This is a genomic window from Roseobacter litoralis Och 149, from assembly GCF_000154785.2.
Classification (GTDB): Bacteria; Pseudomonadota; Alphaproteobacteria; order Rhodobacterales; family Rhodobacteraceae; genus Roseobacter; species Roseobacter litoralis.
The window spans coordinates 2,555,270-2,577,975 of the sequence record NC_015730.1; the positions used below are offsets into that span (position 1 = coordinate 2,555,270).

The 22,706-nt window shown below is 58.8% G+C and carries 26 protein-coding genes; 2 read left to right on the top strand and 24 right to left on the bottom strand.

The genetic code is table 11. From position 1 onward, the window contains the following. The 16 genes from nuoH to RLO149_RS12195 form a co-directional block, all read right to left on the bottom strand. A complete protein-coding gene (nuoH, locus tag RLO149_RS12115; RefSeq protein ID WP_013962384.1) occupies positions 1 to 1,038 on the bottom strand; it encodes an NADH-quinone oxidoreductase subunit NuoH in 1,038 nt (345 codons plus the stop codon). 6 nt (positions 1,039 to 1,044) lie between these two features. After that, positions 1,045 to 1,389 carry a hypothetical protein gene (locus RLO149_RS12120; RefSeq protein ID WP_013962385.1) on the bottom strand — a complete coding sequence of 115 codons (345 nt, stop codon included), beginning with the start codon at positions 1,387 to 1,389 and terminating at the stop codon, positions 1,045 to 1,047. Further along, a complete protein-coding gene (gene nuoG, locus RLO149_RS12125) occupies positions 1,386 to 3,401 on the bottom strand; it encodes an NADH-quinone oxidoreductase subunit NuoG (protein WP_013962386.1) in 2,016 nt (671 codons plus the stop codon). The genes RLO149_RS12120 and nuoG overlap by 4 nt, the downstream gene beginning before the upstream one ends. A 41-nt stretch (positions 3,402 to 3,442) precedes the next feature. Further along, the gene (locus RLO149_RS12130; RefSeq protein WP_013962387.1) at positions 3,443 to 3,844 is read right to left on the bottom strand and encodes a DUF5333 domain-containing protein; all 402 of its coding nucleotides are present in this window, start codon (positions 3,842 to 3,844) and stop codon (positions 3,443 to 3,445) included. Between the two features lie 121 nt (positions 3,845 to 3,965). Then, positions 3,966 to 4,298 carry a hypothetical protein gene (locus RLO149_RS12135; RefSeq protein ID WP_013962388.1) on the bottom strand — a complete coding sequence of 111 codons (333 nt, stop codon included), beginning with the start codon at positions 4,296 to 4,298 and terminating at the stop codon, positions 3,966 to 3,968. 5 nt (positions 4,299 to 4,303) lie between these two features. Then, complete coding sequence (locus RLO149_RS12140; protein ID WP_013962389.1) at positions 4,304 to 4,804, bottom strand: DUF3291 domain-containing protein; 501 nt, start codon at positions 4,802 to 4,804, stop codon at positions 4,304 to 4,306. An 8-nt stretch (positions 4,805 to 4,812) separates the two neighbouring features. Beyond that, positions 4,813 to 5,253, bottom strand: a complete 441-nt coding sequence (locus RLO149_RS12145; protein WP_148264355.1) for a DUF5333 family protein — start codon at positions 5,251 to 5,253, stop codon at positions 4,813 to 4,815. 4 nt (positions 5,254 to 5,257) lie between these two features. Next, entirely contained in the window at positions 5,258 to 6,553 is a 1,296-nt protein-coding gene (gene nuoF, locus RLO149_RS12150) for an NADH-quinone oxidoreductase subunit NuoF (protein ID WP_013962390.1), read from the bottom strand. 12 nt (positions 6,554 to 6,565) lie between these two features. Continuing rightward, the gene (locus RLO149_RS12155) at positions 6,566 to 6,814 is read right to left on the bottom strand and encodes a DUF5337 domain-containing protein (protein ID WP_013962391.1); all 249 of its coding nucleotides are present in this window, start codon (positions 6,812 to 6,814) and stop codon (positions 6,566 to 6,568) included. A gap of 27 nt (positions 6,815 to 6,841) precedes the next feature. Next, positions 6,842 to 7,543, bottom strand: coding sequence for a hypothetical protein (locus RLO149_RS12160; RefSeq protein ID WP_013962392.1), 702 nt, complete (start codon positions 7,541 to 7,543; stop codon positions 6,842 to 6,844). A 29-nt stretch (positions 7,544 to 7,572) separates the two neighbouring features. Next, positions 7,573 to 8,652 carry an NADH-quinone oxidoreductase subunit NuoE gene (nuoE, locus tag RLO149_RS12165; RefSeq protein WP_013962393.1) on the bottom strand — a complete coding sequence of 360 codons (1,080 nt, stop codon included), beginning with the start codon at positions 8,650 to 8,652 and terminating at the stop codon, positions 7,573 to 7,575. 101 nt (positions 8,653 to 8,753) lie between these two features. Then, the gene (locus RLO149_RS12170) at positions 8,754 to 9,974 is read right to left on the bottom strand and encodes an NADH-quinone oxidoreductase subunit D (RefSeq protein WP_013962394.1); all 1,221 of its coding nucleotides are present in this window, start codon (positions 9,972 to 9,974) and stop codon (positions 8,754 to 8,756) included. A gap of 190 nt (positions 9,975 to 10,164) precedes the next feature. Further along, positions 10,165 to 10,338, bottom strand: a complete 174-nt coding sequence (locus tag RLO149_RS23955; RefSeq protein WP_013962395.1) for a hypothetical protein — start codon at positions 10,336 to 10,338, stop codon at positions 10,165 to 10,167. Beyond that, on the bottom strand, positions 10,338 to 10,943 hold the full coding sequence (locus tag RLO149_RS12185) for an NADH-quinone oxidoreductase subunit C (RefSeq protein ID WP_013962396.1): 606 nt from the start codon (positions 10,941 to 10,943) through the stop codon (positions 10,338 to 10,340). Before RLO149_RS12185 ends, RLO149_RS23955 begins: the two co-directional genes overlap by 1 nt. Positions 10,944 to 10,984: 41 nt before the next feature. Then, on the bottom strand, positions 10,985 to 11,518 hold the full coding sequence (locus tag RLO149_RS12190) for a NuoB/complex I 20 kDa subunit family protein (protein ID WP_013962397.1): 534 nt from the start codon (positions 11,516 to 11,518) through the stop codon (positions 10,985 to 10,987). Positions 11,519 to 11,834: 316 nt separating this feature from the next. Further along, on the bottom strand, positions 11,835 to 12,200 hold the full coding sequence (locus RLO149_RS12195; protein ID WP_013962398.1) for an NADH-quinone oxidoreductase subunit A: 366 nt from the start codon (positions 12,198 to 12,200) through the stop codon (positions 11,835 to 11,837). 268 nt (positions 12,201 to 12,468) lie between these two features. Here RLO149_RS12195 and RLO149_RS12200 point away from each other — a divergent pair, with 268 nt between their 5' ends. Then, the gene (locus tag RLO149_RS12200; protein ID WP_013962399.1) at positions 12,469 to 12,960 is read left to right on the top strand and encodes a fasciclin domain-containing protein; all 492 of its coding nucleotides are present in this window, start codon (positions 12,469 to 12,471) and stop codon (positions 12,958 to 12,960) included. A gap of 72 nt (positions 12,961 to 13,032) precedes the next feature. On the opposite strand, the gene RLO149_RS12205 is transcribed toward RLO149_RS12200, so the two are convergent. From RLO149_RS12205 to RLO149_RS12230, 6 genes are all read right to left on the bottom strand, one after another. Then, positions 13,033 to 13,815 carry a crotonase/enoyl-CoA hydratase family protein gene (locus tag RLO149_RS12205; protein ID WP_013962400.1) on the bottom strand — a complete coding sequence of 261 codons (783 nt, stop codon included), beginning with the start codon at positions 13,813 to 13,815 and terminating at the stop codon, positions 13,033 to 13,035. Between the two features lie 9 nt (positions 13,816 to 13,824). Beyond that, on the bottom strand, positions 13,825 to 14,697 hold the full coding sequence (locus tag RLO149_RS12210) for a hydroxymethylglutaryl-CoA lyase (protein WP_013962401.1): 873 nt from the start codon (positions 14,695 to 14,697) through the stop codon (positions 13,825 to 13,827). A 28-nt stretch (positions 14,698 to 14,725) separates the two neighbouring features. After that, positions 14,726 to 15,391 carry a glutathione S-transferase family protein gene (locus RLO149_RS12215; protein ID WP_013962402.1) on the bottom strand — a complete coding sequence of 222 codons (666 nt, stop codon included), beginning with the start codon at positions 15,389 to 15,391 and terminating at the stop codon, positions 14,726 to 14,728. Next, positions 15,388 to 17,325, bottom strand: a complete 1,938-nt coding sequence (locus RLO149_RS12220; RefSeq protein ID WP_013962403.1) for an acetyl/propionyl/methylcrotonyl-CoA carboxylase subunit alpha — start codon at positions 17,323 to 17,325, stop codon at positions 15,388 to 15,390. Before RLO149_RS12220 ends, RLO149_RS12215 begins: the two co-directional genes overlap by 4 nt. A gap of 77 nt (positions 17,326 to 17,402) precedes the next feature. Beyond that, positions 17,403 to 19,007, bottom strand: coding sequence for a carboxyl transferase domain-containing protein (locus RLO149_RS12225; RefSeq protein WP_013962404.1), 1,605 nt, complete (start codon positions 19,005 to 19,007; stop codon positions 17,403 to 17,405). A gap of 46 nt (positions 19,008 to 19,053) precedes the next feature. Beyond that, positions 19,054 to 19,374, bottom strand: coding sequence for a hypothetical protein (locus tag RLO149_RS12230; RefSeq protein ID WP_013962405.1), 321 nt, complete (start codon positions 19,372 to 19,374; stop codon positions 19,054 to 19,056). Positions 19,375 to 19,496: 122 nt separating this feature from the next. Between RLO149_RS12230 and RLO149_RS12235 the strand changes: the two genes are divergently transcribed. Beyond that, a complete protein-coding gene (locus RLO149_RS12235) occupies positions 19,497 to 20,102 on the top strand; it encodes an OmpW/AlkL family protein (RefSeq protein ID WP_013962406.1) in 606 nt (201 codons plus the stop codon). Between the two features lie 46 nt (positions 20,103 to 20,148). On the opposite strand, the gene RLO149_RS12240 is transcribed toward RLO149_RS12235, so the two are convergent. Both RLO149_RS12240 and RLO149_RS12245 read right to left on the bottom strand, forming a co-directional pair. Continuing rightward, on the bottom strand, positions 20,149 to 21,312 hold the full coding sequence (locus tag RLO149_RS12240) for an isovaleryl-CoA dehydrogenase (protein ID WP_044025332.1): 1,164 nt from the start codon (positions 21,310 to 21,312) through the stop codon (positions 20,149 to 20,151). Between the two features lie 188 nt (positions 21,313 to 21,500). Next, positions 21,501 to 22,697 carry a DegT/DnrJ/EryC1/StrS family aminotransferase gene (locus RLO149_RS12245; protein WP_013962408.1) on the bottom strand — a complete coding sequence of 399 codons (1,197 nt, stop codon included), beginning with the start codon at positions 22,695 to 22,697 and terminating at the stop codon, positions 21,501 to 21,503. Between the last annotated feature and the right edge of the window lie 9 nt (positions 22,698 to 22,706).

The following is a 22,706-nucleotide window of genomic DNA, read 5'->3' on the forward strand; positions in this document are numbered from 1 at the left end:
TCAGCCTCCCATACCCCAGCGGGCATATGCCCCCCAGAACCATTCGAATTTTGCGGCGAATGCTACGAAAACCACCCAGACAAGGCTGAACGGCAGGAACACTTTCCAGCCCAAACGCATCAGCTGGTCATAGCGGTAGCGCGGCGTAATCGCTTTGACCATCGCGAAGAGGAAGAAGAAAAATGCCATCTTGGCAATCATCCACAAAACGCCGTCGGGCAGCCCCGGGATCGGGGACAGCCAGCCGCCAAAGAACAGCAGCGACGTGAGCGCGCACATCAGGAAAATAGCGATATATTCCCCGGCCATAAAGAGCAGGAAGGGAGTGGATGAATATTCGACCTGATAGCCCGCGACCAGTTCCGATTCCGCTTCGGGCAAATCAAACGGTGGGCGGTTCGTTTCAGCCAGACAGCTGATAAAGAACAGGAAAACCATCGGGAAGTGCGGTAGCCAGTACCAGCTGAAAAAGCCATAGGGGCCGTCCTGCGCGGCGACGATGCCGCCGAAATTCATCGACCCGGTCGAAATAATCACCCCGATGATGATCAGGCCAAGCGACACCTCATAAGAAATCATCTGCGCGGCAGAACGCAGAGAGCCCAGAAAAGGGTATTTCGAGTTGGACGCCCAGCCCCCCATGATGACGCCGTAGACTTCAAGCGATGAGATCGCAAAGACGAACAGGATCGCCACATTGATGTCACTGAGGACCCAACCATCGTTGAACGGGATCACCGCCCAAGCCAGCAGGGCCAGAACAAAAGAGGTCATCGGCGCGAGCATGAAGACGGTCTTGTCGGCACCGGCCGGGACCACGACCTCTTTCACGACATATTTCAGCGCATCCGCCACCGTTTGCAGCAACCCGAAGGTGCCCACCACATTAGGCCCACGCCGCATCTGCACAGCCGCCCAGATCTTGCGGTCCCCATAGACGAGGAACAGCAATGAGACCATCACAAAGCCGATAACGGCCAGCACCTGTGCCAGGATCAGGACAGCTATGCCGCCGGGAGTGGTAAAGAAATCAGCCATATGTCCTCACACCATCGGTATTCCGCTTTGCTCACAGTCAGCCCGCACGACATCAGCGTCATTCTTGGCTAGCCTGTCAGGCAGGGTTGGCGATTTGGTGTAAACAGCATCTGCCGACCACACGCCACCCTCTTCGTGAACTTTTGTGCGCAAATGCCGCGCAAAATCGCGCGCTTGCGGCATTGAATGCCCGGCCGCTGCAACCCGCATGTGTTTTTGCAGGTTTGCGGTGCCATGCGTTAACGTCCCCGACGCGCGCGCGCCACAAACCGCCGACTCGCAGCGGCGTGTTTCGGGAACACTCGCCGCGTCGCGTGACAACTGAGATATGCGCGCGCTCTTCTGTGTCATTCCGCAGCCAAGGTCTCTTGTTGACGCGCTTTTGCGTTGGCGGAGAGTTCCGCCATCAGCTCGGATGCGCGCGCAATGGGGTTTGTCAGGTAGAAATCGGTTATGGCCGGCTCAAATGCGCCACGGCTCACCTCGCCGCCTGTTACCGCCTGCCAGTCATTTTCCGGCACCGTGTCGATATTCGCCAGATGCGGCACCTCTTTGACCAGCGCCTGCCTCAGTTGCACAATGCTGTCAAACGGCAGCTGCGCCCCGATTTCCGCAGACAGCGCCCTCAGGATCGCCCAGTTTTCCTTGGCTTCCCCCGGCGCAAACCCGGCCCTGAGCGCCAGTTGAGGCCGCCCTTCGGTGTTCACAAACAACCCCGGCTCTTCGGTATAGGCAGCGGCGGGCAGGATAACATCGGCGCGGTGCGCGCCCCGGTCCCCATGTGAGCCCTGATAGATCACGAAAGGACCCGGTCTGATGTCGATCTCATCGGCACCGAGGTTATAGATCACTTCCGCATCCATCACCGCATCGACGCCGCCATCGGCACATGCACCAATGTCCATCGCACCCACACGTCCCGCAGCCGTATGAAGGACCAATACCTTGGACTGGCTGCGCTCTGCGAAAGCGTGGGCCCTGGCCATCACCGCTTCACCGTCCGCGCCGCGCAACGCGCCCTGCCCGATGATCAGGATCGTCGGGTTATCCGTCAGGTCAGCGGTGTTTTCCTGATCCAGCGCCGCCAGACCGTCGCGACCATCGCCGTAATGATGATAGTCATACGTCAGATCGATCGCCGGGCCGACAACGCCGACCTTGGCCCCCTTCAGCCACGCCTTGCGGATGCGCGCATCCAGCACCGGCGCCTCGATGCGCGGGTTGGTTCCGACCAGTATGACGTGCGACGCATCGTCGATCTCTTCGATGGTGGCGTTGCCCACATAGCCGAACCGGTTGCCCGCGGGCAGTTTCGCCCCATCGGTGCGGCACTCAACCGTGCCACCCTGACCCTCGATCAGAGCATTCAGCGCATAGGCGGCCTCAACCGGCGCAAGATCCCCGACCAACCCGGCCAGTTTCTTACCTTTCATCGCTGTTGCAGCCGCTGTCAGGGCTTCGGGCCAGCTCGCGGGGCGCAACTTGCCGTTCTCGCGGATGTAGGGTCGGTCCAGCCTCTGGCGGCGCAACCCGTCCCAGACAAACCGCGTCTTGTCCGAAATCCATTCCTCATTCACGCCATCATGGTTGCGCGGCAAAAACCGCATCACTTCACGGCCCTTTGTGTCCACGCGGATGTTTGACCCCAGTGCGTCCATAACGTCCACGGATTCGGTCTTGGTCAATTCCCACGGGCGCGCCGTAAACGCGTAAGGCTTTGAAACCAAAGCCCCAACCGGGCAGAGATCAATGATATTGCCCTGCATGTTACTGTCCAGCGTCTGGCCCAGATAAGACGTGATTTCTGCGTCTTCACCGCGCCCCGTCTGGCCCATCTGGTGAATGCCCGCCACCTCCGTGGTGAACCGCACACAACGCGTGCAGGAGATACAGCGCGTCATATGGGTCTCAACCAGTGGCCCCAGATCGAGATCTTCAGTCGCGCGCTTGGGCTCGCGGTAGCGCGAGAAATCCACGCCATACGCCATCGCCTGATCCTGCAGATCACACTCGCCGCCCTGATCGCAGATCGGGCAATCCAGCGGGTGGTTGATCAGCAAAAACTCCATCACCCCTTCGCGGGCCTTTTTGACCATGGGCGAATTGGTTTTGACGACCGGCGGTTGGCCTTCGGGTCCGGGGCGCAGATCCTTGACCTGCATCGCGCAGGAAGCGGCAGGTTTTGGCGGCCCGCCGACCACTTCGACCAGACACATGCGGCAGTTGCCCGCGATCGTCAGCCGCTCATGATAGCAAAAACGCGGAATCTCGATGCCCGCCTCTTCACAGGCCTGGATCAGGGTCATCGCCCCATCCACTTCAACCTCTGTGTCGTCGATAATGACTTTGCGCAGATCGCTCATATCATTCGCCTTTGTTCATCGCGCCACACCGGGCGCACCTGTTACCGAGAGACGCGCAACAGCGCCCCAATTTCCGTTTTCTGTGCAATTTCGGCCCGACCGAGCGCACAATAGCCCTGTTTGTTCTGCTTGTAGCCAGCGGCCTTCATCTCATCCGCCGCCCGCGCCCGCAGTCGCTTTTTCTCCGTGTCCGACTCCAGATGCGCCTTGATCTCGGCCTCGGAGTATCCCAGTTCTCGCGCCTGATCTTCCAAAGCGCGCAAATAGCTTATCGCCTTGAAAAATCGCGCAGAAATATCGGGGCACTTTCGCCTGATCTCATTGGCCAGCCCAACGGTGTAAAGCGCGTCATCAATTTGCTGAACATCCCGCAAGGGCGGGTTTGCAGCCACCGGAGCCGCAAGCCCCATCATGAATACCGCCATCATCATCGTTTTACGCATCCCACAACTCCAGTTGCCGTTACCAAGTAAAAAGGCAAAACGCCTTTGACAGGATAGATGCGCGTACCCCGCATTGATAAGCAATAACCGAGCGGGTTTTGGACTGATTGCAGGCCACAGGTCATATCTCGCGACACCTTCCTTGCAGCAAGAGTGTGTCATTCTCGATGGTCAGTGTCTCACTCTCATCGTCAGGTCCCACAACCCAGTCCACGTCCGAGCGGCCAAAGCTATTGACGCAATAGACTGTCGCCTCGTAGCGCGCAGCCTCACGTGCCCCCTCAAGAGAGGCCGAAACAGGTCTGACAGTTACGCTGAACTGCGCTCGGTCTGCCCCGCGTTCCGACTTGAGCCGCGCGTTGAAAAACTGGCCATCAAAACTGATCGCATCGTCATCCGGCCCGCAGGCGGTGAGCGTCAGTCCGATAATCATGAGGGCTGTGAAAATACGCATGTTACCTACTCTGCTGCAACCGGCGCACACCGGTTGTCTTTCCACTTACTTGCCTCGTTCAGATAGGGCCAGCCAAAGGCGTGATCACTGTCACCGTGGTTTTTGAGGTGTTCCAGCCGTTCCAATGCCTCATCCAGTGTTGGCTGATGCCCCACAGGAACCCACCACATCACGAAATGCATCTCACCGAGCACTTCGAACCATTCCTGACGGCGCGCGTAAAACTGCTTGTGGATGGTGCCCCAGACGAATTGTTCCAAGGTCTCAACGCTTTCCCAGACGGTCAGGTTGGAGACATAAAGCGGATCACCGTCAATGGCGTTCTCTGTGTTGCCGGTGCCCGGCTCACCCGAGCCTTCCATCATCCACACAAACCCTGGCATCCTCTTACCAAGGCCGTTGATCCGGTCAAGGTTCTCCATGAATTCCGCCACGCGCGGATCGTCCGTAGGCGCCGCAAGACGACCGACGTTGAGTTCGGCAAGATGAAAATGCACACCCGTCATCTTTTGCGTCATCCTTTCAGGAACTTGCCTATTTGGCTTTGGTCAGCAATTTCCTTGCGTCCCGCATCGCATAACCCTTCGCGGGATACGATGCCATTTTCTTTCAAATAAGAAGTGTAATACTCCTGAAAGCTTTTCTGCAGATTGTCACGCATTTCGTCCACATCGATATGGCCCTTGTGCTCCAGAATACGCGCAATTTCTTCGTTGGCCCGGTTCACTGTTAAATTGCTTATATAGATGCCGCCGCAATTTGAAGAAATCTCACTGGCCATTCTAAAGGCAAGAAACTGGTCATGAATATCCTCCGGAAGATTGCGAAACTCCAATGTACGATATGTGCTTACAGCGCCCTCGGAACCGGCTTCCTGTACTGCCGTGTCACACCCAGCCAACACCGCACTGGCCACCACAACCCAAAGTATTATTCTTCGTTGAACGTTCAGCACGATTTTACTCCGCCGCCACTGCGCTCACACGCCCTGTCCGCTTGTGCTTGATCCGATCCTCAATCTCGTCGCGGAAGTGTCGAATGAGGCCCTGGATCGGCCAGGCTGCGGCGTCGCCCAAGGCGCAGATCGTATGGCCTTCGACCTGTTTGGTCACATCAAGGAGCATGTCGATCTCTTCGGGTTCTGCCTCGCCTGTCACCAGACGGTCCATCACGCGCATCATCCAGCCGGTGCCTTCGCGGCAGGGCGTGCATTGCCCGCACGACTCGTGCTTGTAGAACTTCGACAGCCGCCAGATCGCCTTGATCACATCCGTTGAGTTATCCATCACAATCACCGCCGCCGTGCCGAGGCCGGAGCGTTGTTCGCGCAGATAGTCGAAATCCATGATCGCGTCTTTCATCTGCGCGCCGGGGATCATCGGCACCGACGACCCGCCGGGGATCACCGCCTTGAGGTTGCCCCAACCGCCACGGATGCCACCACAATGCGTCTCGATCAGTTCCTCGAAACTGATCGACATCGCCTCTTCGACCACACAGGGGTTGTTCACGTGGCCCGAAATCGCGAACAGCTTGGTGCCCGCGTTGTTCGGACGCCCAAAGGAGGAAAACCACTCCGGTCCGCGCCGCAGGATCGTTGGAACAACAGCAATCGATTCCACGTTGTTTACCGTCGTCGGGCAGCCATAAAGCCCCGCCCCCGCAGGGAACGGCGGCTTCATCCGGGGCATGCCCTTCTTGCCCTCAAGGCTTTCCAGCAGCGCGGTTTCCTCGCCGCAGATGTAGGCACCCGCCCCATGGTGCAGGTAGATGTCAAAATCCCAGCCGGAGCCTGCGGCGTTCTTGCCCACCAGCCCCGCATCGTAGGCCTCGTCAATCGCGGCTTGCAGCGCCTCTTTCTCGCGGATGTATTCGCCGCGAATGTAGATGTAACAAGTATGCGCATTCATCGCAAAACTGGCGATCAGGCACCCTTCAACCAGCGTATGCGGGTCGTGACGCATGATCTCGCGGTCCTTGCAGGTGCCCGGCTCGGATTCATCCGCATTGACCACCAGATAGGAGGGCCGCCCGTCGCTTTCCTTGGGCATGAAGGACCATTTGAGCCCCGTCGGGAAACCGGCCCCGCCACGCCCGCGCAGACCTGATGCCTTCATCTGGTCCACGATCCAGTCGCGGCCCTTTTTGATGATGGCGTCCGTTCCGTCCCAATGGCCGCGCGCCTGCGCGCCCTTCAGCGTGCGGTCATGCATGCCGTAAATATTGGTAAAGATGCGATCCTGATCGTTAAGCATCCGCTTCCCCTTTTACCTGTCGTTCTGCGCAGCCTTGCGCGCACGTTTGATTTGCAATGAAACGATGAACGACCATGCCAAGGCAGCCAGCGCCAGAAAGTCCAGCAGAATGGCGTGCCGCGCGGTCAGCCCGAACTTGGGGGCGAGCCACAGCGACAATACCCACGCTACCATGGTGCCCACGATGACGAGGCTTACCATTCGCCCTTTTTTGGCCAAGGCACGGTCGCGCGCCTCGGCTGTCTGGTCTTGCGCACTCATGAAGCCTCCTAGCTCCGTCGTTCAGGGTCAGTCCTTGGCGTTGGCCAAAGCCTTGGCCTGTCCAACCCAATCGTCTCTTTCGATACGTCCTTTAAACCGCAGGCGTTCATCCACCCAAGCGATGTCTTTCTTTTTGAACTGGGCAACCTGTTCAAAATGCCAGACCCCCAACTCATTCAGCGTCTGTTCCAGCTTGGGACCAACACCGGAGATCTTCTTCAGATCATCCGCGGTCCCTGTTGGTGCATCCGACAGATACGCAGGCCGCCCATCAGGGGCTGCCGCTGCCTTGGGCGCGGCCTTTTTGGCAGGTGCTTTCTTGGGTGCTGCCTTTTTCTTGGGCGCCGGTGCGGGTGCCGCTTCTTTCTCGTATTTCCAATCACCCTTGCGCGAAGCAAGCTCTTCTTCTCCGGCAAGGCGTGCTGTGGGTTTGACCTGTGCCGCCGTCGGCGCTGGTGCAACGTTGATCGGCGCCGCTTTTGTGGCAGAGGCCTTGGCAGCAGGCGTCGGAGGATTGATCTTAACTTCACCGGGTCTTGGCAACGGCCGGGTCATGACCCAGCTGACAAGCACGCCCGCCACAAGAAACACGACAGCGCCTAGGAAAGCACCTTGTAAAAAGCTCCAGCCAAAGAGCACCCACGCCAATGTCCCCGCAAGCGTACCGCCCGCGAAAGCCACAAGCCAGCTCCCCAACGCCATTCCAACCATTCCTTTATTGCTTTCCATGAAGGCCTCTCTTTCGGTTATTTACGCAATCACTTTTTATAAATACCGTCTTTTTCGGCGCGTTGGGAAAATTCTGTTTCTTTGCCCTGCGCAAGCAGCTTGGCCTGCGATACCCAGTCGTCCCGACTGACCCGTCCCTTGAAGCCGACAAAGCTCTCGTCCGCCCATGCGACCTCTTCCGAGGACCAGCTGGCAATCTGGTCAAAATGGAAGATACCGATGTCGTTCAGCATGGATTCAAGCTTGGGGCCCACGCCCTTGATCCGCTTGAGATCATCTCCACCGCCACTGCGCGCGATCTTTAACAGGCCTGGCGGCACACCTTTGATTGGTGCGTCCCCTTTCGCTTGCGCAGGCGTGGTTTTTTTCTTTGCTTTTGGTTTGGGCGCGGCGTTTTCATTCGCACCTTGCCACGGTGTCGTCAGCGGCACCTCTGTGCCATCAATTCGTTTTACCGTGTCGCCCAGATCAACAGCCAATTGCACGGACGCGTTATACTGCGTCTTTCCGCTGTCATATTCTATCAACGAAGTCAGACCCTTAAGAGGTTCTGCGGCATAGCGACCGTTCTGTGGACCTGGCACAGGTACTTTCCCTGCCGCCAATTCATCAATGATCTCTCCCATCCGTGCTGCGGTCAGATCTTCGTAGTAATCCTTGCCAATCTGAGCCATCGGCGCGTTGGAACAGGAGCCAAGGCATTCGACTTCTTCCCACGAGAAATTGCCATCTTCCGAGAGCTGATGCGGCTCACGTGCGATCTTTTCCTGACAGACCGATATCAAGTCTTCGGCCCCGCAGATCATGCAGGACGTGGTGCCGCAGACCTGAATATGCGCAATCGCCCCCACGGGCTGCAGCTGGAACATGAAGTAGAAAGTCGCAACTTCCAGACCGCGAATATAGCTGAGGCCAAGCATGTCGGAAACATGTTCAATCGCAGGTTTAGAGAGCCAGCCTTCCTGCTCCTGCGCACGCCACAGAAGCGGAATAATCGCCGAGGCCTGACGCCCTTCGGGGTATTTCGTGATCTGCCCTTCGGCCCACGCCTGATTCTCTGGTGTGAAAGCAAAGGTTTCGGGTTGGTCGGGATGTAGTCTACGCAGCATTAGAAATATCCGTTAAATCAGATTGGGTTGCGCCAGCGGTGCGTATGCAAAAACGCATGCAGCGCCTTTGAAACCAAAGGCCTCACTTTGTGAGAAAGCACTCACCGGTCGATCTCCCCGAACACCACGTCCATGGTGCCGATGATCGCCGCCACGTCCGCCAACTGGTGGCCGCGTGACATGTGATCCATCGCCTGCAGGTGCAGGAACCCGGGCGCGCGGATTTTGGCGCGGTAGGGTTTATTGGTGCCATCGGCCACGAGGTAGACGCCGAACTCGCCCTTGGGGGCCTCGACACAGGCATAGACCTCGCCCGCTGGCACGTGGAACCCTTCGGTATAAAGCTTGAAGTGGTGGATCAGGCTTTCCATCGACGTCTTCATATCGGAACGGGATGGCGGTGTGATCTTGCCGCGGGCCAGAACGTCGCCCTGCCCCTCGGGTGCGCGCAGTTTTTCAACCGCCTGATGGATAATCAGCAACGACTGACGCATCTCTTCCATACGGCAGAGGTAGCGATCATAGCAGTCGCCGTTTTTGCCCACGGGTATCTGGAAATCGAATTCGTCATAGCATTCATAGGGCTGCGCACGGCGCAAATCCCACGCCAGACCGGACCCGCGCACCATGACACCTGAAAAGCCATATTCAAGAATATCTTCTTCGGTCACGACACCGATGTCGGCATTGCGCTGTTTGAAGATCCGGTTTTCCGTCAGCAAGCCGTCGATGTCGGCGATGACACGCGGGAACTCATGCGCCCATGTTTCAATGTCGTCGACCAACTCGGGCGGGAGATCCTGATGCACCCCACCGGGGCGGAAATAGGCTGCGTGCAGACGCGCGCCACTGGCCCGCTCATAAAACACCATCAGCTTTTCGCGCTCTTCAAAGCCCCAAAGCGGCGGGGTCAGCGCGCCCACATCCATCGCCTGCGTGGTGATGTTCAGAATATGGTTCAGAATGCGGCCGATTTCGCAGAATAACACGCGGATCAGGGACGCGCGGCGCGGCACCTCGACCCCTGTGAGCTTTTCGATGGCAAGACACCATGCGTGCTCTTGGTTCATCGGTGCCACATAGTCCAGCCGGTCAAAATACGGCAGATTCTGCAGATACGTGCGGCTTTCCATCAGCTTTTCGGTGCCCCGGTGCAGCAAGCCGATGTGCGGATCGCACCGCTCCACGATCTCACCGTCCAGCTCCAACACAAGCCGCAACACGCCATGTGCCGCCGGGTGCTGCGGGCCAAAGTTGATGTTGAAGTTACGGATTTTCTGCTCGCCTGTGAGGGCGTCGTCAAAGCCTTTGGTGCCGTCCATCAGGAAAGCCCTCCATTTCGTGCGTAATTCCGACCTTTGTCATTACGCAAGTTCAGCGTTAGCCATTGAAAGTTCAATGCAAGTTGGTGCGGATTTGGAGACTCGAACCCCACAGCATTTTTAAAAAAAGGCACCGAGGCCAAACCCAGTCCAGCAGCTGCGATAAATGTATTGATGATCTCAAACCACATCACCGCTTCTCCAGCTCTTGCAGCTTCAGGCCCATCCACCACAGAAGGGCAATCGTACCCAGCGGGATCAGGCAGGCCGCGGCCCAGTATTTGTTGATGCCAAAGAACGGCAGCAGCTTGATCATCGGAATGGCCGTTGCCGCCGACAGGATCAGCCACCAGATGCCACCCATTACTTTGCCTCCTGCTTTTCATCTCCCGGCAGGATGTATTCTGCACCCTCCCAAGGCGACATGAAGTCGAACTGGCGGTATTCTTGCACAAGGCTGACGGGCTCATAAACCACGCGCTTTTGCGCCTCATCATAGCGCACTTCGGTATATCCCGTCGTCGGGAAGTCCTTGCGCAGCGGATGCCCGCGAAACCCGTAATCCGTGAGGATGCGGCGCAGATCCGGATGGCCCGAAAACAAAATACCGAACATGTCAAAAACTTCGCGCTCAAACCAGTTCGCCGATGGATGCACGGATATAACCGACGGCATCATCTGATCATCGCGGATACTCACCCGCAGCCGAACACGGTGGTTTTGATACATCGACAGCAAGTGATAAACGACATCGTAGCGCTTGGCGCGCCCGGTATAATCCACAGCTGTGATATCGACCAAGCTCGAAAAACGACATGTGGCGTCCGTCTTGAGAAACTCAACAAGTCCCACGATATTGGACGGCGTCACATCAACGTTCAATTCACCATGCGTAACATCCCATGCCAAGACGCAGTCCGTGCGTTTTGTCGCGATGTAGTTTCCCAATTCCTGCAAAGGCTCTGACATCGGTATCCTCTTTCGTTCTCCAGGTCGCACCGCTCCGATTTTTACCGGACGATGGTCCCGGTCCGTCGTATTTTACGCTGGAGTTGCATTATACCATAAAGCAGCGCCTCGGCCGTTGGCGGGCAGCCTGGCACGTAGATATCGACCGGCACAATGCGGTCACAGCCCCGCACGACGCTATAGGAATAGTGGTAATATCCCCCACCATTCGCGCAGGACCCCATCGAAATCACATACCTTGGTTCCGGCATCTGATCGTATACTTTGCGCAGCGCGGGTGCCATTTTATTGGTCAGTGTTCCCGCGACGATCATCAGGTCGGACTGGCGTGGGCTGGCGCGAGGTGCCGTACCAAACCGTTCCATGTCATAGCGCGGCATGGCCGTGTGCATCATCTCGACCGCGCAACAGGCAAGACCGAAGGTCATCCAGTGCAGCGACCCGGTCCGCGCCCAGTTGATAATGTCTTCCGTAGAGGTCAGCAGAAAACCCTTGTCCTGCAGCTCACGGTTCAGCTCTTGCGTTGCGACCTCACGGTCGGCGCCAGCCACGTTCACATTCGTTGCCACACTCATCCTGATAGACCTCCGAACTCATTCATAAAGCTTCGCACGACGGGGAATATCCGCAGTTGGCAAAGCCATACCCCAGCGCGTTTACAAGATCAACGCGACAGCATGGCTCAGTCATGAATAACCTCTCAAAAATACGATGTTTTTTCGCGTGCCCTGTTTGATGGGCAAAAGTCTAGCGCAAAGCTGGCCATCGATACGTGCCATTTTCGCAAAATGGGCGCACATCCGCGATATATTCCAGCCAAAAACGGTTTTCTCTGCGCGGTCTGAACCTACAGGGTCGACGATGGTATATAGCCCTACCCGCCTTGGACGGTTACTGCCACTCAAGCGCGCCTTTTTTCCATTCATAGGCGAAGCCAATCGTCAGGACGCCCAGAAAGACCATCATAGACCAGAACCCCACCATGCTGATGTCCTTGAACGCCACGGCCCATGGAAACAGGAAGGCAATTTCGAGGTCAAAGATGATGAAAAGGATCGACACGAGGTAGAACCGCACATCGAACTTCATGCGTGCATCATCAAAAGCGTTGAAGCCGCATTCATAAGCAGACACTTTTTCGGGGTCCGGATTGCGTACCGCCAACACAACAGCAGCGAGGATCAGCACAAGACCAAGACCGATGGCAACCGCCAGAAACACGAGAATCGGCAAGTATTCGCGTAACATGTCGTCCAAGGTGTTGATCCTTTCTCGGTCTTCTGCGGTGTCTGTGTACGCGCAGTATATGGGTTGGTCAACACACGCGAAACGCCCCGCGCCGCTTTTGGAACAGGCTGCACCCATTTGCCGCATCGCACGGGGATGAGCATGTATCCGCCGTTCCATTTGAAATCACAAACGAGTGATCCAACTATCTTGTCAGGTTGTTGCGGCACAACGCGCGCACAACCTGAATACACACCAGTGTCGCACGCGCAGCGCACCCAAAGACAAGGAAAACACCATGAACAGACGCTCCACTCTCAAAGCGGCCCTTGCCGTTACTGCCCTGACCACCATCTCTGCCTGTGCAACACTGACAGGTGGCGATGACATCGTCGATGTCGCGGCATCCAACGGCAACTTTAACACGCTGGTCGCTGCGGTTCAGGCAGCTGGCCTTGAGGATACACTGCGCAGCGAAGGTCCGTTCACTGTTTTCGCACCAACCGATGCAGCCTTTGCAGCCCTGCCCGCTGGGACCGTTGAGGACCTGCTGCTGCCGGAAAACAAAGACAAACTGGCCGGAATTCTGACATACCATGTGATCCCCGGCGCAGTGATGGCCGCGGATGTGAGTGGCGCAAGCACGGACGTGGCAACCGTTAACGGCGCATTGTTGACCGTTGACGGAACAGGCGATGGTGTTGTTGTCGGCGGCGCAAATGTGACCGCGGCGGACATCAAAGCGTCAAACGGTGTGATCCATGTGATCGACAAAGTGCTGCTGCCCTGATCGCGGCACTGGAACAGACCGCAGGTTTACCCCTGCGGTCTTGATCTTGTTTTGAACCAGCCCGCAGGTCTGTCACTGCACCCAAGAGGCTTTGCGCTTGTCAAAGAAAGCCGCGATACCCTCGGCGGCTTCCGCCCCTTCCCACTGATCGGCCAAGGCTTCAATCGAGTGTTCAATCTGTTCCGGGGACACCGCCGCGCCCAATTCCCGTGCCAGCTTTTTGGCCGCCGCCACGGCTCCGGGCGCGCAAGACAGATAGGGCGTGATTTCTTCTTCAACCGCTTGGGCAAAGGCCGCTTGCGGCACGACACGCGCCAAAATGCCCAAAGATACAGCCTCCGCTGCGTCAAAGATACGGCCCGACATAAAGACACGCCGCGCACAGCCCTCGCCCATCCGTCCGATCACGTAAGGCCCGATGGTGGCAGGGATCAGGCCAAGGCGCGTCTCCGTCAGCCCCAGCTTGATCGTATCGACCCCGACCGCGACGTCACACACGCAAGCCAGCCCAACGCCACCGCCAAAGGCATTCCCCTGCAGCGCCCCGATCAGCGGTTTGGGCAGGCTGTTGAGCGCATCCAGCATCATCGCCAGCTTGCGCGCCTCTTCATTGCGGGTGGCGCGGTCCATCGTCATCTGGTCGCGCATCCACCCCAGATCACCACCCGCGCAAAAACTCTTGCCTGCTCCGGTCAAGACAACGACCCGGACATCGCTGTCTGACGCGAGCCGTTTTGCGGCAGATGTCAGTTCCTCCAGCATCTGCCCGGACATCGCATTGTGCTTTTCCGGACGGTTGAGGCTCAGGGTGGCGACGCCGCGCGCATCTGTATCAACCGTAATGGTATCAAACACTGGACCGACCTAATGCGCGGGTTCAGGCTGCGTGCGCATGGCTTGAGCCAAAGCCGCAGCCTCCGCGATCACTTCGGGATCAAGACCGGTTTCATACCCCAGAGCCGCGAGATGGCGTGCCAGAGTTTCAGTCGCCACATTCCCGGAGGCTCCGGGTGCGAAGGGGCATCCGCCCAAACCGCCCACAGCGGCATCAAAGACGCGCACCCCAAGGCTGAGGGAGGCGTCGATGTTCTCGATCGCGCGGCCATTTGTGTCATGAAAATGCCCAGCCAGCCGACCGACCGGCACCACATCACGCACCGCAAGCAACATGCGCGCAACACTGTCCGGCGTGCCTGCGCCGATTGTATCGCCGAGGCTGACCTCATAACAACCCATCGCAAACAGCTTGTCCGCCACCTCAGCCACCTGCGCCGGAGCCACGGCCCCGTCATAAGGGCACGCTACCACGCAGGACACATAGCCGCGCACGGGCAGATCAATGTGACGCGCCTCTTCTAGGATGGGCGCAAAACGCTCAAGACTTTCGGCAATGCTGGCGTTGATGTTGGCTTTGGAAAACCCCTCGGAGGCTGAGGCAAAGATCGCGATTTCATCTGCCCCGGCGCGGCAGGCGTCCTTGTACCCCTGCATGTTTGGCGCAAGTGCCGCGTAACGCACCCCCGCCGCCCTTGAGATACCGGCCAGCACCTCGCCAGACCCTGCCATCTGCGGCACCAGCTTGGGGGAGACAAAGCTTGCAATTTCGATCCGGTTGAACCCCGCGCGGCTCAGGCAGTCGATGAGCGCGATTTTATCGCGTACTGGTATCTCGCGTTTTTCGTTTTGCAACCCGTCGCGCGGGCCCACTTCGTATATCTCACAGTTTCCCAAACTCATCCCTGACGCTCCTGTTAAGGGTTTTGCCTCACTCTAGCGGCCAAGGCGCATAAAAGTCTTGCGAATAAATACCGCCGCCATTTGGCAACGCCGCCTCGAAGCTGTCGCGCGCCGTGATCCGGGCGTACCACGCATGCAGCGCGGGGTAGCCCTCCAAACGCACAAAATGCGACGCCATATAGACCGCCTGCCCCACTGAAATGTCTGCAGCGGAAAAACCAGAGGTCAACAAATAGTCGCGGCTTTCGATGGGCGTCGACAGGCGTGCCTCAATGGCATCAAAGCACTTGCCAATGCGCGCGGCCTCCAGTTTCATCACGATCGGGCTGCGCATGTGGTCCTCATAAAGCATCACATGCTGCTGTGTCAGCGCCGCGACATGCTGGCTGAGCGTTTCCGCAAAATGCAGCCAGACAAGCCATGACATCCGGTCCGGGCTTGCGGTGCTGCGCCCCAGCCGGTCCGGGCTGAAGCGTTCGCACAGGTATTCCGTAATCGCCCCGGTTTCGAACATGCGTTCGCCATCCACCTCAAGGGCGGGAACACGCCCTGCGGGCGACAGGCTCAAGAACTCAGGGCTGCGCAGACTGCGATCGAACGGATAGCTGCGCAGCTGAAATGGGATCTCAAGTTCGTTCAGCAGCCACAGCGTGCGCATGGACCGCGTCTGGGGGCAGTGATGCAGCGTGATCATGCCTGCTCCTCCTCAAGTCGGATGAGGGCAGCACCCGCGCTGACCTGATCACCTTCCTGCGCCAGCACTTCGGCGATGATGCCGTCGCGCGCAGCCAGCAGCGCATGCTCCATCTTCATCGCTTCCAGCACGGCCAGCCGATCCCCCCGTGCAACGGTCTGTCCCGGCACCGCCGCCAACATCTTTACCAGACCCGGCATTGGCGCTTCGATCAGATTGCCGCTGCCGCTTTCGGTCGCGCCCGCCAGCAACGGATCATGGATGTCAAAAACCAGACCGTAGTGATCAAAAACCGTGACCTGCCCTGCAGACATGTGACAGAGCGGCAGGGGTGCGCCATCAATCGACCACTGGCCCGCATGTCGCGTCGCGGTGACGCTTTGGTCGCCGTGGGTCCAGCGCTGGCTGTGCTGATCCAGCACCTCAACGGACAGCAGATGTTCCTGATCCTGCCAGCCCAGCCGCACCTGATGCGCAAACTGCACCCAGAGGGCAAAGCCTGCCATCGCCGCCGGTTTGTCCAACCCCGCAACCTGCATCGCCGCCGCCACCATATGAACGATCTGTGGGTCGGCAGCAGGTGTGAGTGTCGCAAAATCACGCTCAATCAGGCCCGTGTCGAATGCCCCTGCGGCGAACCCCTCATGGGCCGCCAATGCGCCCAGAAATTCCAGATTGGTCACGCTGCCCGCCACCTGAGTGTCTTTTAATGCACGACGCAACAGCGCCAGCGCAATGGCGCGGGTGGGGCCAGCGACGATCAGCTTGGCAATCATCGGGTCGTAATAGGGGCTGATCGCATCGCCTGCGCGCACCCCGCTGTCTGCCCGCGCAATCGCCGGAAAAACCAGATGATGCAGCGTTCCGGTGGCAGGCAGGAACCCGGCGCGCACATCTTCGGCATAAAGACGCGCCTCGAAGGCATGTCCGGTGATTGCCAAATCATCCTGATCACAGGGCAAGGGTTCCCCCGCCGCCACGCGCAATTGCCATTCGACCAGATCCACGCCAGTGATGGCCTCGGTGACGGGGTGTTCGACCTGCAGGCGGGTGTTCATCTCCATGAAATAAAACCCATCGGGGCGCAGATCACCCGTGCCATCAACGATGAACTCCACCGTTCCGGCCCCTTTGTAGCCGATTGCTTTGGCAGCGCGCACGGCGGCGCGGCCCATGTCCTCTCTGACCTCCGGGGTCATACCGGGTGCGGGGGCTTCTTCGATCACTTTCTGATGGCGGCGCTGCAACGAACAGTCCCGTTCAAACAGGTGCACGACATCAGTGCCATCGCCGAAAACCTGCACCTCGATATGGCGCGGCTGCGGGATGAACTTTTCGATCAGAACATCAGAATTGCCGAATGCAGCCTGCGCCTCGGAACGTGCCGCCGCCAGTGCCTCGGTAAATCCTGACGCGGCGCTGACCAGACGCATGCCTTTGCCACCGCCCCCTGCAACGGCTTTGATCAAGACCGGATAGCCGATCTTGTCAGCCTGCTGCTGCAACTGTGCGTCCGCCTGATCCGCACCGTGATACCCCGGCACCACGGGCACGCCTGCTTCAATCATCAGGGCCTTGGCCGCGCCCTTGAGGCCCATCGCCCGGATCGCCTGCGCCGAAGGGCCGATAAATACTAAGCCTGCCGCTTCGACCTGTTCGACAAACTCGGGGTTTTCGCTCAGAAACCCATAGCCGGGGTGGATCGCCTCTGCACCGGTGGCGCGGGCGGCTGCGATAATGGCATCGGCGCGCAGGTAACTGTCGGCAGGTGCGGGACCGCCGATCCGCACTGCAGCATCCGCCATTGCCACGTGTTTTGCGCCTGCATCCACGTCCGAATAAACGGCGATGCAGCGCACCCCAAGGGCCTGCGCCGTCTCGATCACCCGGCAGGCAATTTCACCCCGATTGGCCACCAAAATGCAGTTAAACACAACGTCCCTTTCTATCTGCCGCACCCGGACCGCGCACCACCGGGCTTGACGCCATTACCGCGCGCCGCCCCCTCCGGCTACATTCTGAAAACGCCAAAGCGTGTCTCCTCAATGGGGGCGTTGAGCGCGGCAGACAAAGACAGGCTCAGCACCTCACGGCTTTTGCGCGGATCAATGATCCCGTCATCCCAGAGCCGCGCTGAGGCATACAGCGGATGGCTTTGTTCCTCAAACATATCAATGGTGGGCTGTTTGAAGGCGGCTTCCTCCTCGGGCGACCACGACCCGCCCGCCCGTTCAATGGCGTCGCGTTTGACGGTGGCAAGCACCCCGGCAGCCTGCGCCCCGCCCATGACCGAAATACGGCTGTTGGGCCAGGTCCACAGAAACCGCGGCGAATAGGCCCGCCCGGCCATGCCGTAGTTGCCCGCCCCGAACGAACCACCAACCAGCATGGTGATCTTTGGCACATTGGCACAGGCCACAGCCGCGACCATTTTCGCCCCGTGCCGCGCAATCCCTTCGTTTTCATACTGCCGCCCGACCATGAACCCGGTGATATTTTGCAAAAATACCAGAGGAATACCGCGCTGTGTGCACAGCTCAATGAAGTGCGCGCCCTTTTGGGCCGATTCCGAAAACAGCACCCCGTTGTTGGCGATGATCCCGATCGGGCATCCGTCCAGATGCGCAAAGCCGGTCACAAGTGTTTCACCAAAGCGCGCCTTGAACTCGTCAAACCGTGAGCCATCCACCAGCCGCGCGATGACCTCGCGTATGTCATAGGGCGTGCGCAAATCGGCAGGCACAACGCCCAAGATGTCTTCGGGATCATAGGCGGGCGGCTCTGGCGTGGCCCAGTCGACGCTCGCCGGTCGGGTCCGGTTCAGCGCGCCCACGGCGCGGCGCGCCAACGCAAGCGCATGGGCGTCATCCTCCGCCAGATAATCGGCAACGCCCGACAACCGTGTGTGCACATCGCCGCCGCCAAGGTCTTCGGCGCTCACCACTTCGCCTGTGGCGGCTTTTACGAGCGGTGGGCCGGCCAGAAAAATAGTCCCCTGATCCTTGACGATGATCGTGACATCCGACATCGCTGGCACATAGGCACCGCCTGCCGTGCAGGACCCCATGACCACGGCGATCTGTGCGATGCCTGCCGCAGACATCCGCGCCTGATTGAAAAAGATGCGGCCAAAGTGGTCCCGGTCCGGAAAGACCTCGTCCTGATTTGGCAGATTGGCCCCGCCGCTGTCGACAAGGTAGATGCAGGGCAAATGGTTCTCGGCGGCGATTTCCTGGGCGCGCAGGTGCTTTTTGACACTCAGGGGATAATAGGTGCCCCCTTTGACCGTCGCATCGTTGCACAGGATCATAACCTGCTGCCCGGATACCTGCCCGATGCCCGCGATCACCCCCGCCGCAGGCGCTGCACCATCATAAAGCCCATACGCCGCTGTTGCGCCGATCTCGAGAAAGGCACTGCCCGGATCAAGCAGACCCGCAACCCGGTCACGCGGCAACATCTTTCCGCGCGAGACATGACGCGCACGCGCCGCGTCCGTGCCCCCGCGTGCCGCCGCCTGTGCAACAGCAGAAACCGCTTCCAACGCCTCAAGATGCGCGGCCCGGTTTGTCTTGAAAACGTCAGAGCCTGAAACAGCCTGCGACACCAATTTCATCTCAAGTCCTTTGCTTTCGCATGTTTCGATCCCCGACTTCGGTCTTTCATGTCTCCGGCGCTTCCAGCCGTTGAGGATCAGGCGCCAGTTTCAACAAACGCCCCATCCGATCAACGGGAAAGTCAAAACGCACCCTATCCGGCCCCGTGCAGCTGACGACGATCCAAACCGGGGCAACCCGGCCCGGCTGCGCCGAACAATCCGTGATCCGCGCCCCCTCCCCGCCCATTTCGAGATAGCGCGCCGCATAGGTTTCGATAACATGCGTCTCCGTGAGTGTGGCGCGTATCCAGCCAAGACGAAACCCCCAAACAGCCAGCGCCAGCACCAAAGCCCCGAAAGGCACAAACCACACCCAGCGCGGCATTATACCGCGCCCGTCTCAACGCTAAAATCCACAGGCGGCACATTGGTTTGACCCATGTCAATGAAGGTGCTGTTCGCTGATGCCATAGGGGCCACGCTAAACTCTGAAAGGCACGCAAAACCATGACACACACTCTCAAAGCCATCCTTCTCTCCAGCGCGCTCGCCATTGTGGCGGGACCGGTCGTTGCGCAATCGCAAGGGGATTGGACCGTTGCGTTCGGCTTTGGCAACGTCAACCCGAAATCCGGCAACGGCACCCTCGCCGGGGGAGAGGCCGACATAGGTGATGACACCCGTCCCATCTTTACCGTCGAATATTTCATCGCAAACAACATCGGGCTTGAATTGCTTGTCGCAACGCCGTTCGAACACGACATCTCCATTGACGGTATCGGTGACGCGGGCAGCACCAAACACCTGCCGCCCACCCTGTCGCTGAACTACCACTTCCCCACCAACAGCGCATGGAAACCCTATGTGGGTGCGGGTCTGAACTACACGGTCTTTTTCGAAGAGGACTCCGGACTGGGCGACCTTGAGCTTGATAACTCCTTTGGCTTTTCCCTGCAGGCCGGTCTCGACTACATGATCAGCGACGCCGGTGCGATCCGGCTGAACGTACGCTGGTTTGACATCGACGCCGACGCAGAGCTCAACGGCAGCAAAATAGGCACCGCCGAGATTGACCCCGTGCTGGTCGGTGTCTCCTACGTGCACAGGTTCTGAAAACTGCTGCGCGACAGTACTGCCTGACCCGGTCGTTACCACCGGATCAGGCCATCGCCGCCATCAGTTCGCGCCCCACCAGCATACGGCGGATTTCAGAGGTTCCTGCGCCAATTTCCATCAGCTTGGCATCGCGGAACAACCGTGCCGCCGGACTGTCGGCCAGAAACCCCGCCCCGCCCATGGCCTGCACCGCCTGATGGGCCTGTTTCATCGCCTCTTCGGAGGCATAAAGGCAGCAAGCAGCCGCATCCTGCCGCGTCACATCCCCCCGATCGCAGGCTTTTGCGACCTCGTAGACGTAGGCGCGCGCGGAGTTCATCGCTGTATACATATCCGCAATCTTGCCCTGCATCAGCTGAAAGCTCCCGACCGGCTTGCCGAACTGTTTGCGCTCGGCCAGATAGGGCATTACGACATCCATGCACGCCGCCATGATGCCCGTCCCGATCCCTGCCAGAACCACGCGCTCGTAATCCAGCCCCGACATGAGAACCGCGACCCCGCGCCCCTCTTCGCCCAGCACGTTCTCAAACGGAACTTCCACATCGTCAAAGATCAACTCGGCCGTGTTTGATCCCCGCATGCCCAGCTTGTCAAAATGCGGGGATGTGGAGAAACCGGCCATCTCCTTTTCAACGATGAAGGCCGTGATGCCATGCGCCCCAGCGTCAGGATCGGTCTTGGCATAGACCACAAGGGTGGAGGCCTCGGGACCATTGGTGATCCAGTATTTGTTCCCGTTCAGGCGATAATGATCGTTGCGTTTTTCTGCACGCAACTTCATCGATACGACATCAGACCCCGCCCCGGCCTCTGACATGGCCAAAGCGCCCACATGCGCGCCGGAAATCAGCTTGGGCAGGTATTTCTCTTTTTGCGCAGCGGTCCCGTTCAGGTTGATCTGATTGACGCACAGGTTTGAATGCGCCCCATAAGAGAGCGACACCGACGCACTGGCCCGCGCGATTTCCTCAATGGCAATCGTATGCGCCAGATAGGTCATTCCCGCGCCACCGAACTGCTCATCTACCGTGATCCCTAAAAGGCCCAGATCACCCATCTCGCGCCACAAATCAGCGGGAAAATCGTTCTTTTCATCAATCTCAGCAGCCAGAGGGGCCACGCGCTCCTGCGCCCAGCGGTGCACCATGTCGCGCAACGCATTTGCATCCTCGCCCAGATCAAACTGCATCGCTGCATTAAACATCACATAAGCCTTCCGAAAAACCGACTGCTCGGCATTTTTAAGTGTCACGCCGCACCGTAGTCTTGGCCTGTTTTTCGGTCAAGCGACACACCTCTTTAGACCGCAGCCCTCGCGACTGGCCGTTTTGGGCCCACGCCCAAAACCAAATAGAAAAGAATGCAGGCGGCGCAGCCGCCTGCGCCGCTGGATCACGCAGCCTTTTGATAGACCAACCCGACTTCAGCGCGAATAATCTCAGCAATAAGCGCACAGTCCTCCAGCGAGAACGTGAGCGGCACCCGCATGTCGACAACACCCGCCAATATCAGGTCCGTCGCAGGCATTGCCGCAGGTTTCGCATAGCGCCAACTGTCATAGCGGCTGGTGAAGGCGACAGGTTCGGGTGCGCCGAACCACTTCAACTCAACCCCGCGCGCCGCGCAGCGCGCCACGACATCGCGCACCGCATCCGCAGGCCAATTGCGCAACAGGAACTGGATGGAAGATCCGACAATCTTCTCCTGCGCAGGGCGTTCGATCACCTGCAGACCCGGCGTGTCGCGCAAACCCTTATCCAGCGTGTAATACCGTTCGTTCCAGCGCCGGCACTGGGACTCAAGATCAGCAATCTGCGGACGCAGGATCGCGGCACGCAGGTTGTCCATGCGCCCCGAGATATTTGGCGTCTCATAGCGGATCGTTTCAAAGGCTTCCTTGGGTGGGGCCGCCAGATGGCGTTCATAGAGCATATAGCTGCCCGACATCATCACCGCCCGCGCCGCGATCTCTGGATCATCCGTGACCAGAAACCCACCCTCACCGGAGTTCACATGTTTATACGTCTGACAGGAATAGCACCCCACGGCCCCAAACCGGCCCGATGGCACCTCTTTCCACGCCGCGCCCATCGTGTGGGCGCAATCCTCGATCACTTTTACGCCTGCCCCGTCACAAATCGTCATTAACCGATCCATGTCACAGATATGCCCGCGCATGTGGCTGAGCAGCAGAACATCCGCCTGCCCGATTTTGGTCTGCAAATCCTCAAGGTCGATGGTCAGGCTCTCGGTCACACCGACAAATACCGGCTCTGCGCCAACCGAGGCAATCGCACCGGGCACGGGCGCCAGCGTAAAAGCATTGGACAGCACCTTGTCTCCCGGCTTGACCCCAAGCGCGCGCAGGGCAGTGCCCATGGCGTACCCACCTGATGCCACGGCCAAACAGTATTTCGCCCCGACATATGCCGCAAATTCCTGCTCCAGCAGCGCCGTTTCGCTTATTTCGCCCTCGGCTGTGTTATAGCGGTGCAATCGACCATGCCGCAGCACCGCCAGGGCGGCCTCGATACCTGCTTCGGGAATGGGGTCTTGCTGGGTGAAGCTGCCGGTGAATTTTTCGCTCATTGCCTTGGT

What these genes read in the sequence shown, in the direction of transcription:
- RLO149_RS12245 (WP_013962408.1), bottom strand. Translation starts at nt 22,697, where the DNA reads ATGAGCGAAAAATTCACCGGCAGCTTCACCCAGCAAGACCCCATTCCC.
- RLO149_RS12215 (WP_013962402.1), bottom strand. Translation starts at nt 15,391, where the DNA reads ATGATCACGCTGCATCACTGCCCCCAGACGCGGTCCATGCGCACGCTG.
- RLO149_RS12190 (WP_013962397.1), bottom strand. Translation starts at nt 11,518, where the DNA reads ATGAGTGTGGCAACGAATGTGAACGTGGCTGGCGCCGACCGTGAGGTC.
- RLO149_RS12230 (WP_013962405.1), bottom strand. Translation starts at nt 19,374, where the DNA reads ATGCCGCGCTGGGTGTGGTTTGTGCCTTTCGGGGCTTTGGTGCTGGCG.
- RLO149_RS12200 (WP_013962399.1), top strand. Translation starts at nt 12,469, where the DNA reads ATGAACAGACGCTCCACTCTCAAAGCGGCCCTTGCCGTTACTGCCCTG.
- RLO149_RS12130 (WP_013962387.1), bottom strand. Translation starts at nt 3,844, where the DNA reads ATGCGTAAAACGATGATGATGGCGGTATTCATGATGGGGCTTGCGGCT.
- RLO149_RS12170 (WP_013962394.1), bottom strand. Translation starts at nt 9,974, where the DNA reads ATGGACGGCACCAAAGGCTTTGACGACGCCCTCACAGGCGAGCAGAAA.
- RLO149_RS12235 (WP_013962406.1), top strand. Translation starts at nt 19,497, where the DNA reads ATGACACACACTCTCAAAGCCATCCTTCTCTCCAGCGCGCTCGCCATT.
- nuoE (WP_013962393.1), bottom strand. Translation starts at nt 8,652, where the DNA reads ATGCTGCGTAGACTACATCCCGACCAACCCGAAACCTTTGCTTTCACA.
- RLO149_RS12185 (WP_013962396.1), bottom strand. Translation starts at nt 10,943, where the DNA reads ATGTCAGAGCCTTTGCAGGAATTGGGAAACTACATCGCGACAAAACGC.
- RLO149_RS12135 (WP_013962388.1), bottom strand. Translation starts at nt 4,298, where the DNA reads ATGCGTATTTTCACAGCCCTCATGATTATCGGACTGACGCTCACCGCC.
- RLO149_RS12210 (WP_013962401.1), bottom strand. Translation starts at nt 14,697, where the DNA reads ATGAGTTTGGGAAACTGTGAGATATACGAAGTGGGCCCGCGCGACGGG.
- nuoG (WP_013962386.1), bottom strand. Translation starts at nt 3,401, where the DNA reads ATGAGCGATCTGCGCAAAGTCATTATCGACGACACAGAGGTTGAAGTG.
- RLO149_RS12160 (WP_013962392.1), bottom strand. Translation starts at nt 7,543, where the DNA reads ATGGAAAGCAATAAAGGAATGGTTGGAATGGCGTTGGGGAGCTGGCTT.
- nuoF (WP_013962390.1), bottom strand. Translation starts at nt 6,553, where the DNA reads ATGCTTAACGATCAGGATCGCATCTTTACCAATATTTACGGCATGCAT.
- RLO149_RS12225 (WP_013962404.1), bottom strand. Translation starts at nt 19,007, where the DNA reads ATGAAATTGGTGTCGCAGGCTGTTTCAGGCTCTGACGTTTTCAAGACA.
- RLO149_RS12120 (WP_013962385.1), bottom strand. Translation starts at nt 1,389, where the DNA reads ATGACACAGAAGAGCGCGCGCATATCTCAGTTGTCACGCGACGCGGCG.
- nuoH (WP_013962384.1), bottom strand. Translation starts at nt 1,038, where the DNA reads ATGGCTGATTTCTTTACCACTCCCGGCGGCATAGCTGTCCTGATCCTG.
- RLO149_RS23955 (WP_013962395.1), bottom strand. Translation starts at nt 10,338, where the DNA reads ATGGGTGGCATCTGGTGGCTGATCCTGTCGGCGGCAACGGCCATTCCG.
- RLO149_RS12240 (WP_044025332.1), bottom strand. Translation starts at nt 21,312, where the DNA reads ATGTTTAATGCAGCGATGCAGTTTGATCTGGGCGAGGATGCAAATGCG.
- RLO149_RS12140 (WP_013962389.1), bottom strand. Translation starts at nt 4,804, where the DNA reads ATGACGGGTGTGCATTTTCATCTTGCCGAACTCAACGTCGGTCGTCTT.
- RLO149_RS12155 (WP_013962391.1), bottom strand. Translation starts at nt 6,814, where the DNA reads ATGAGTGCGCAAGACCAGACAGCCGAGGCGCGCGACCGTGCCTTGGCC.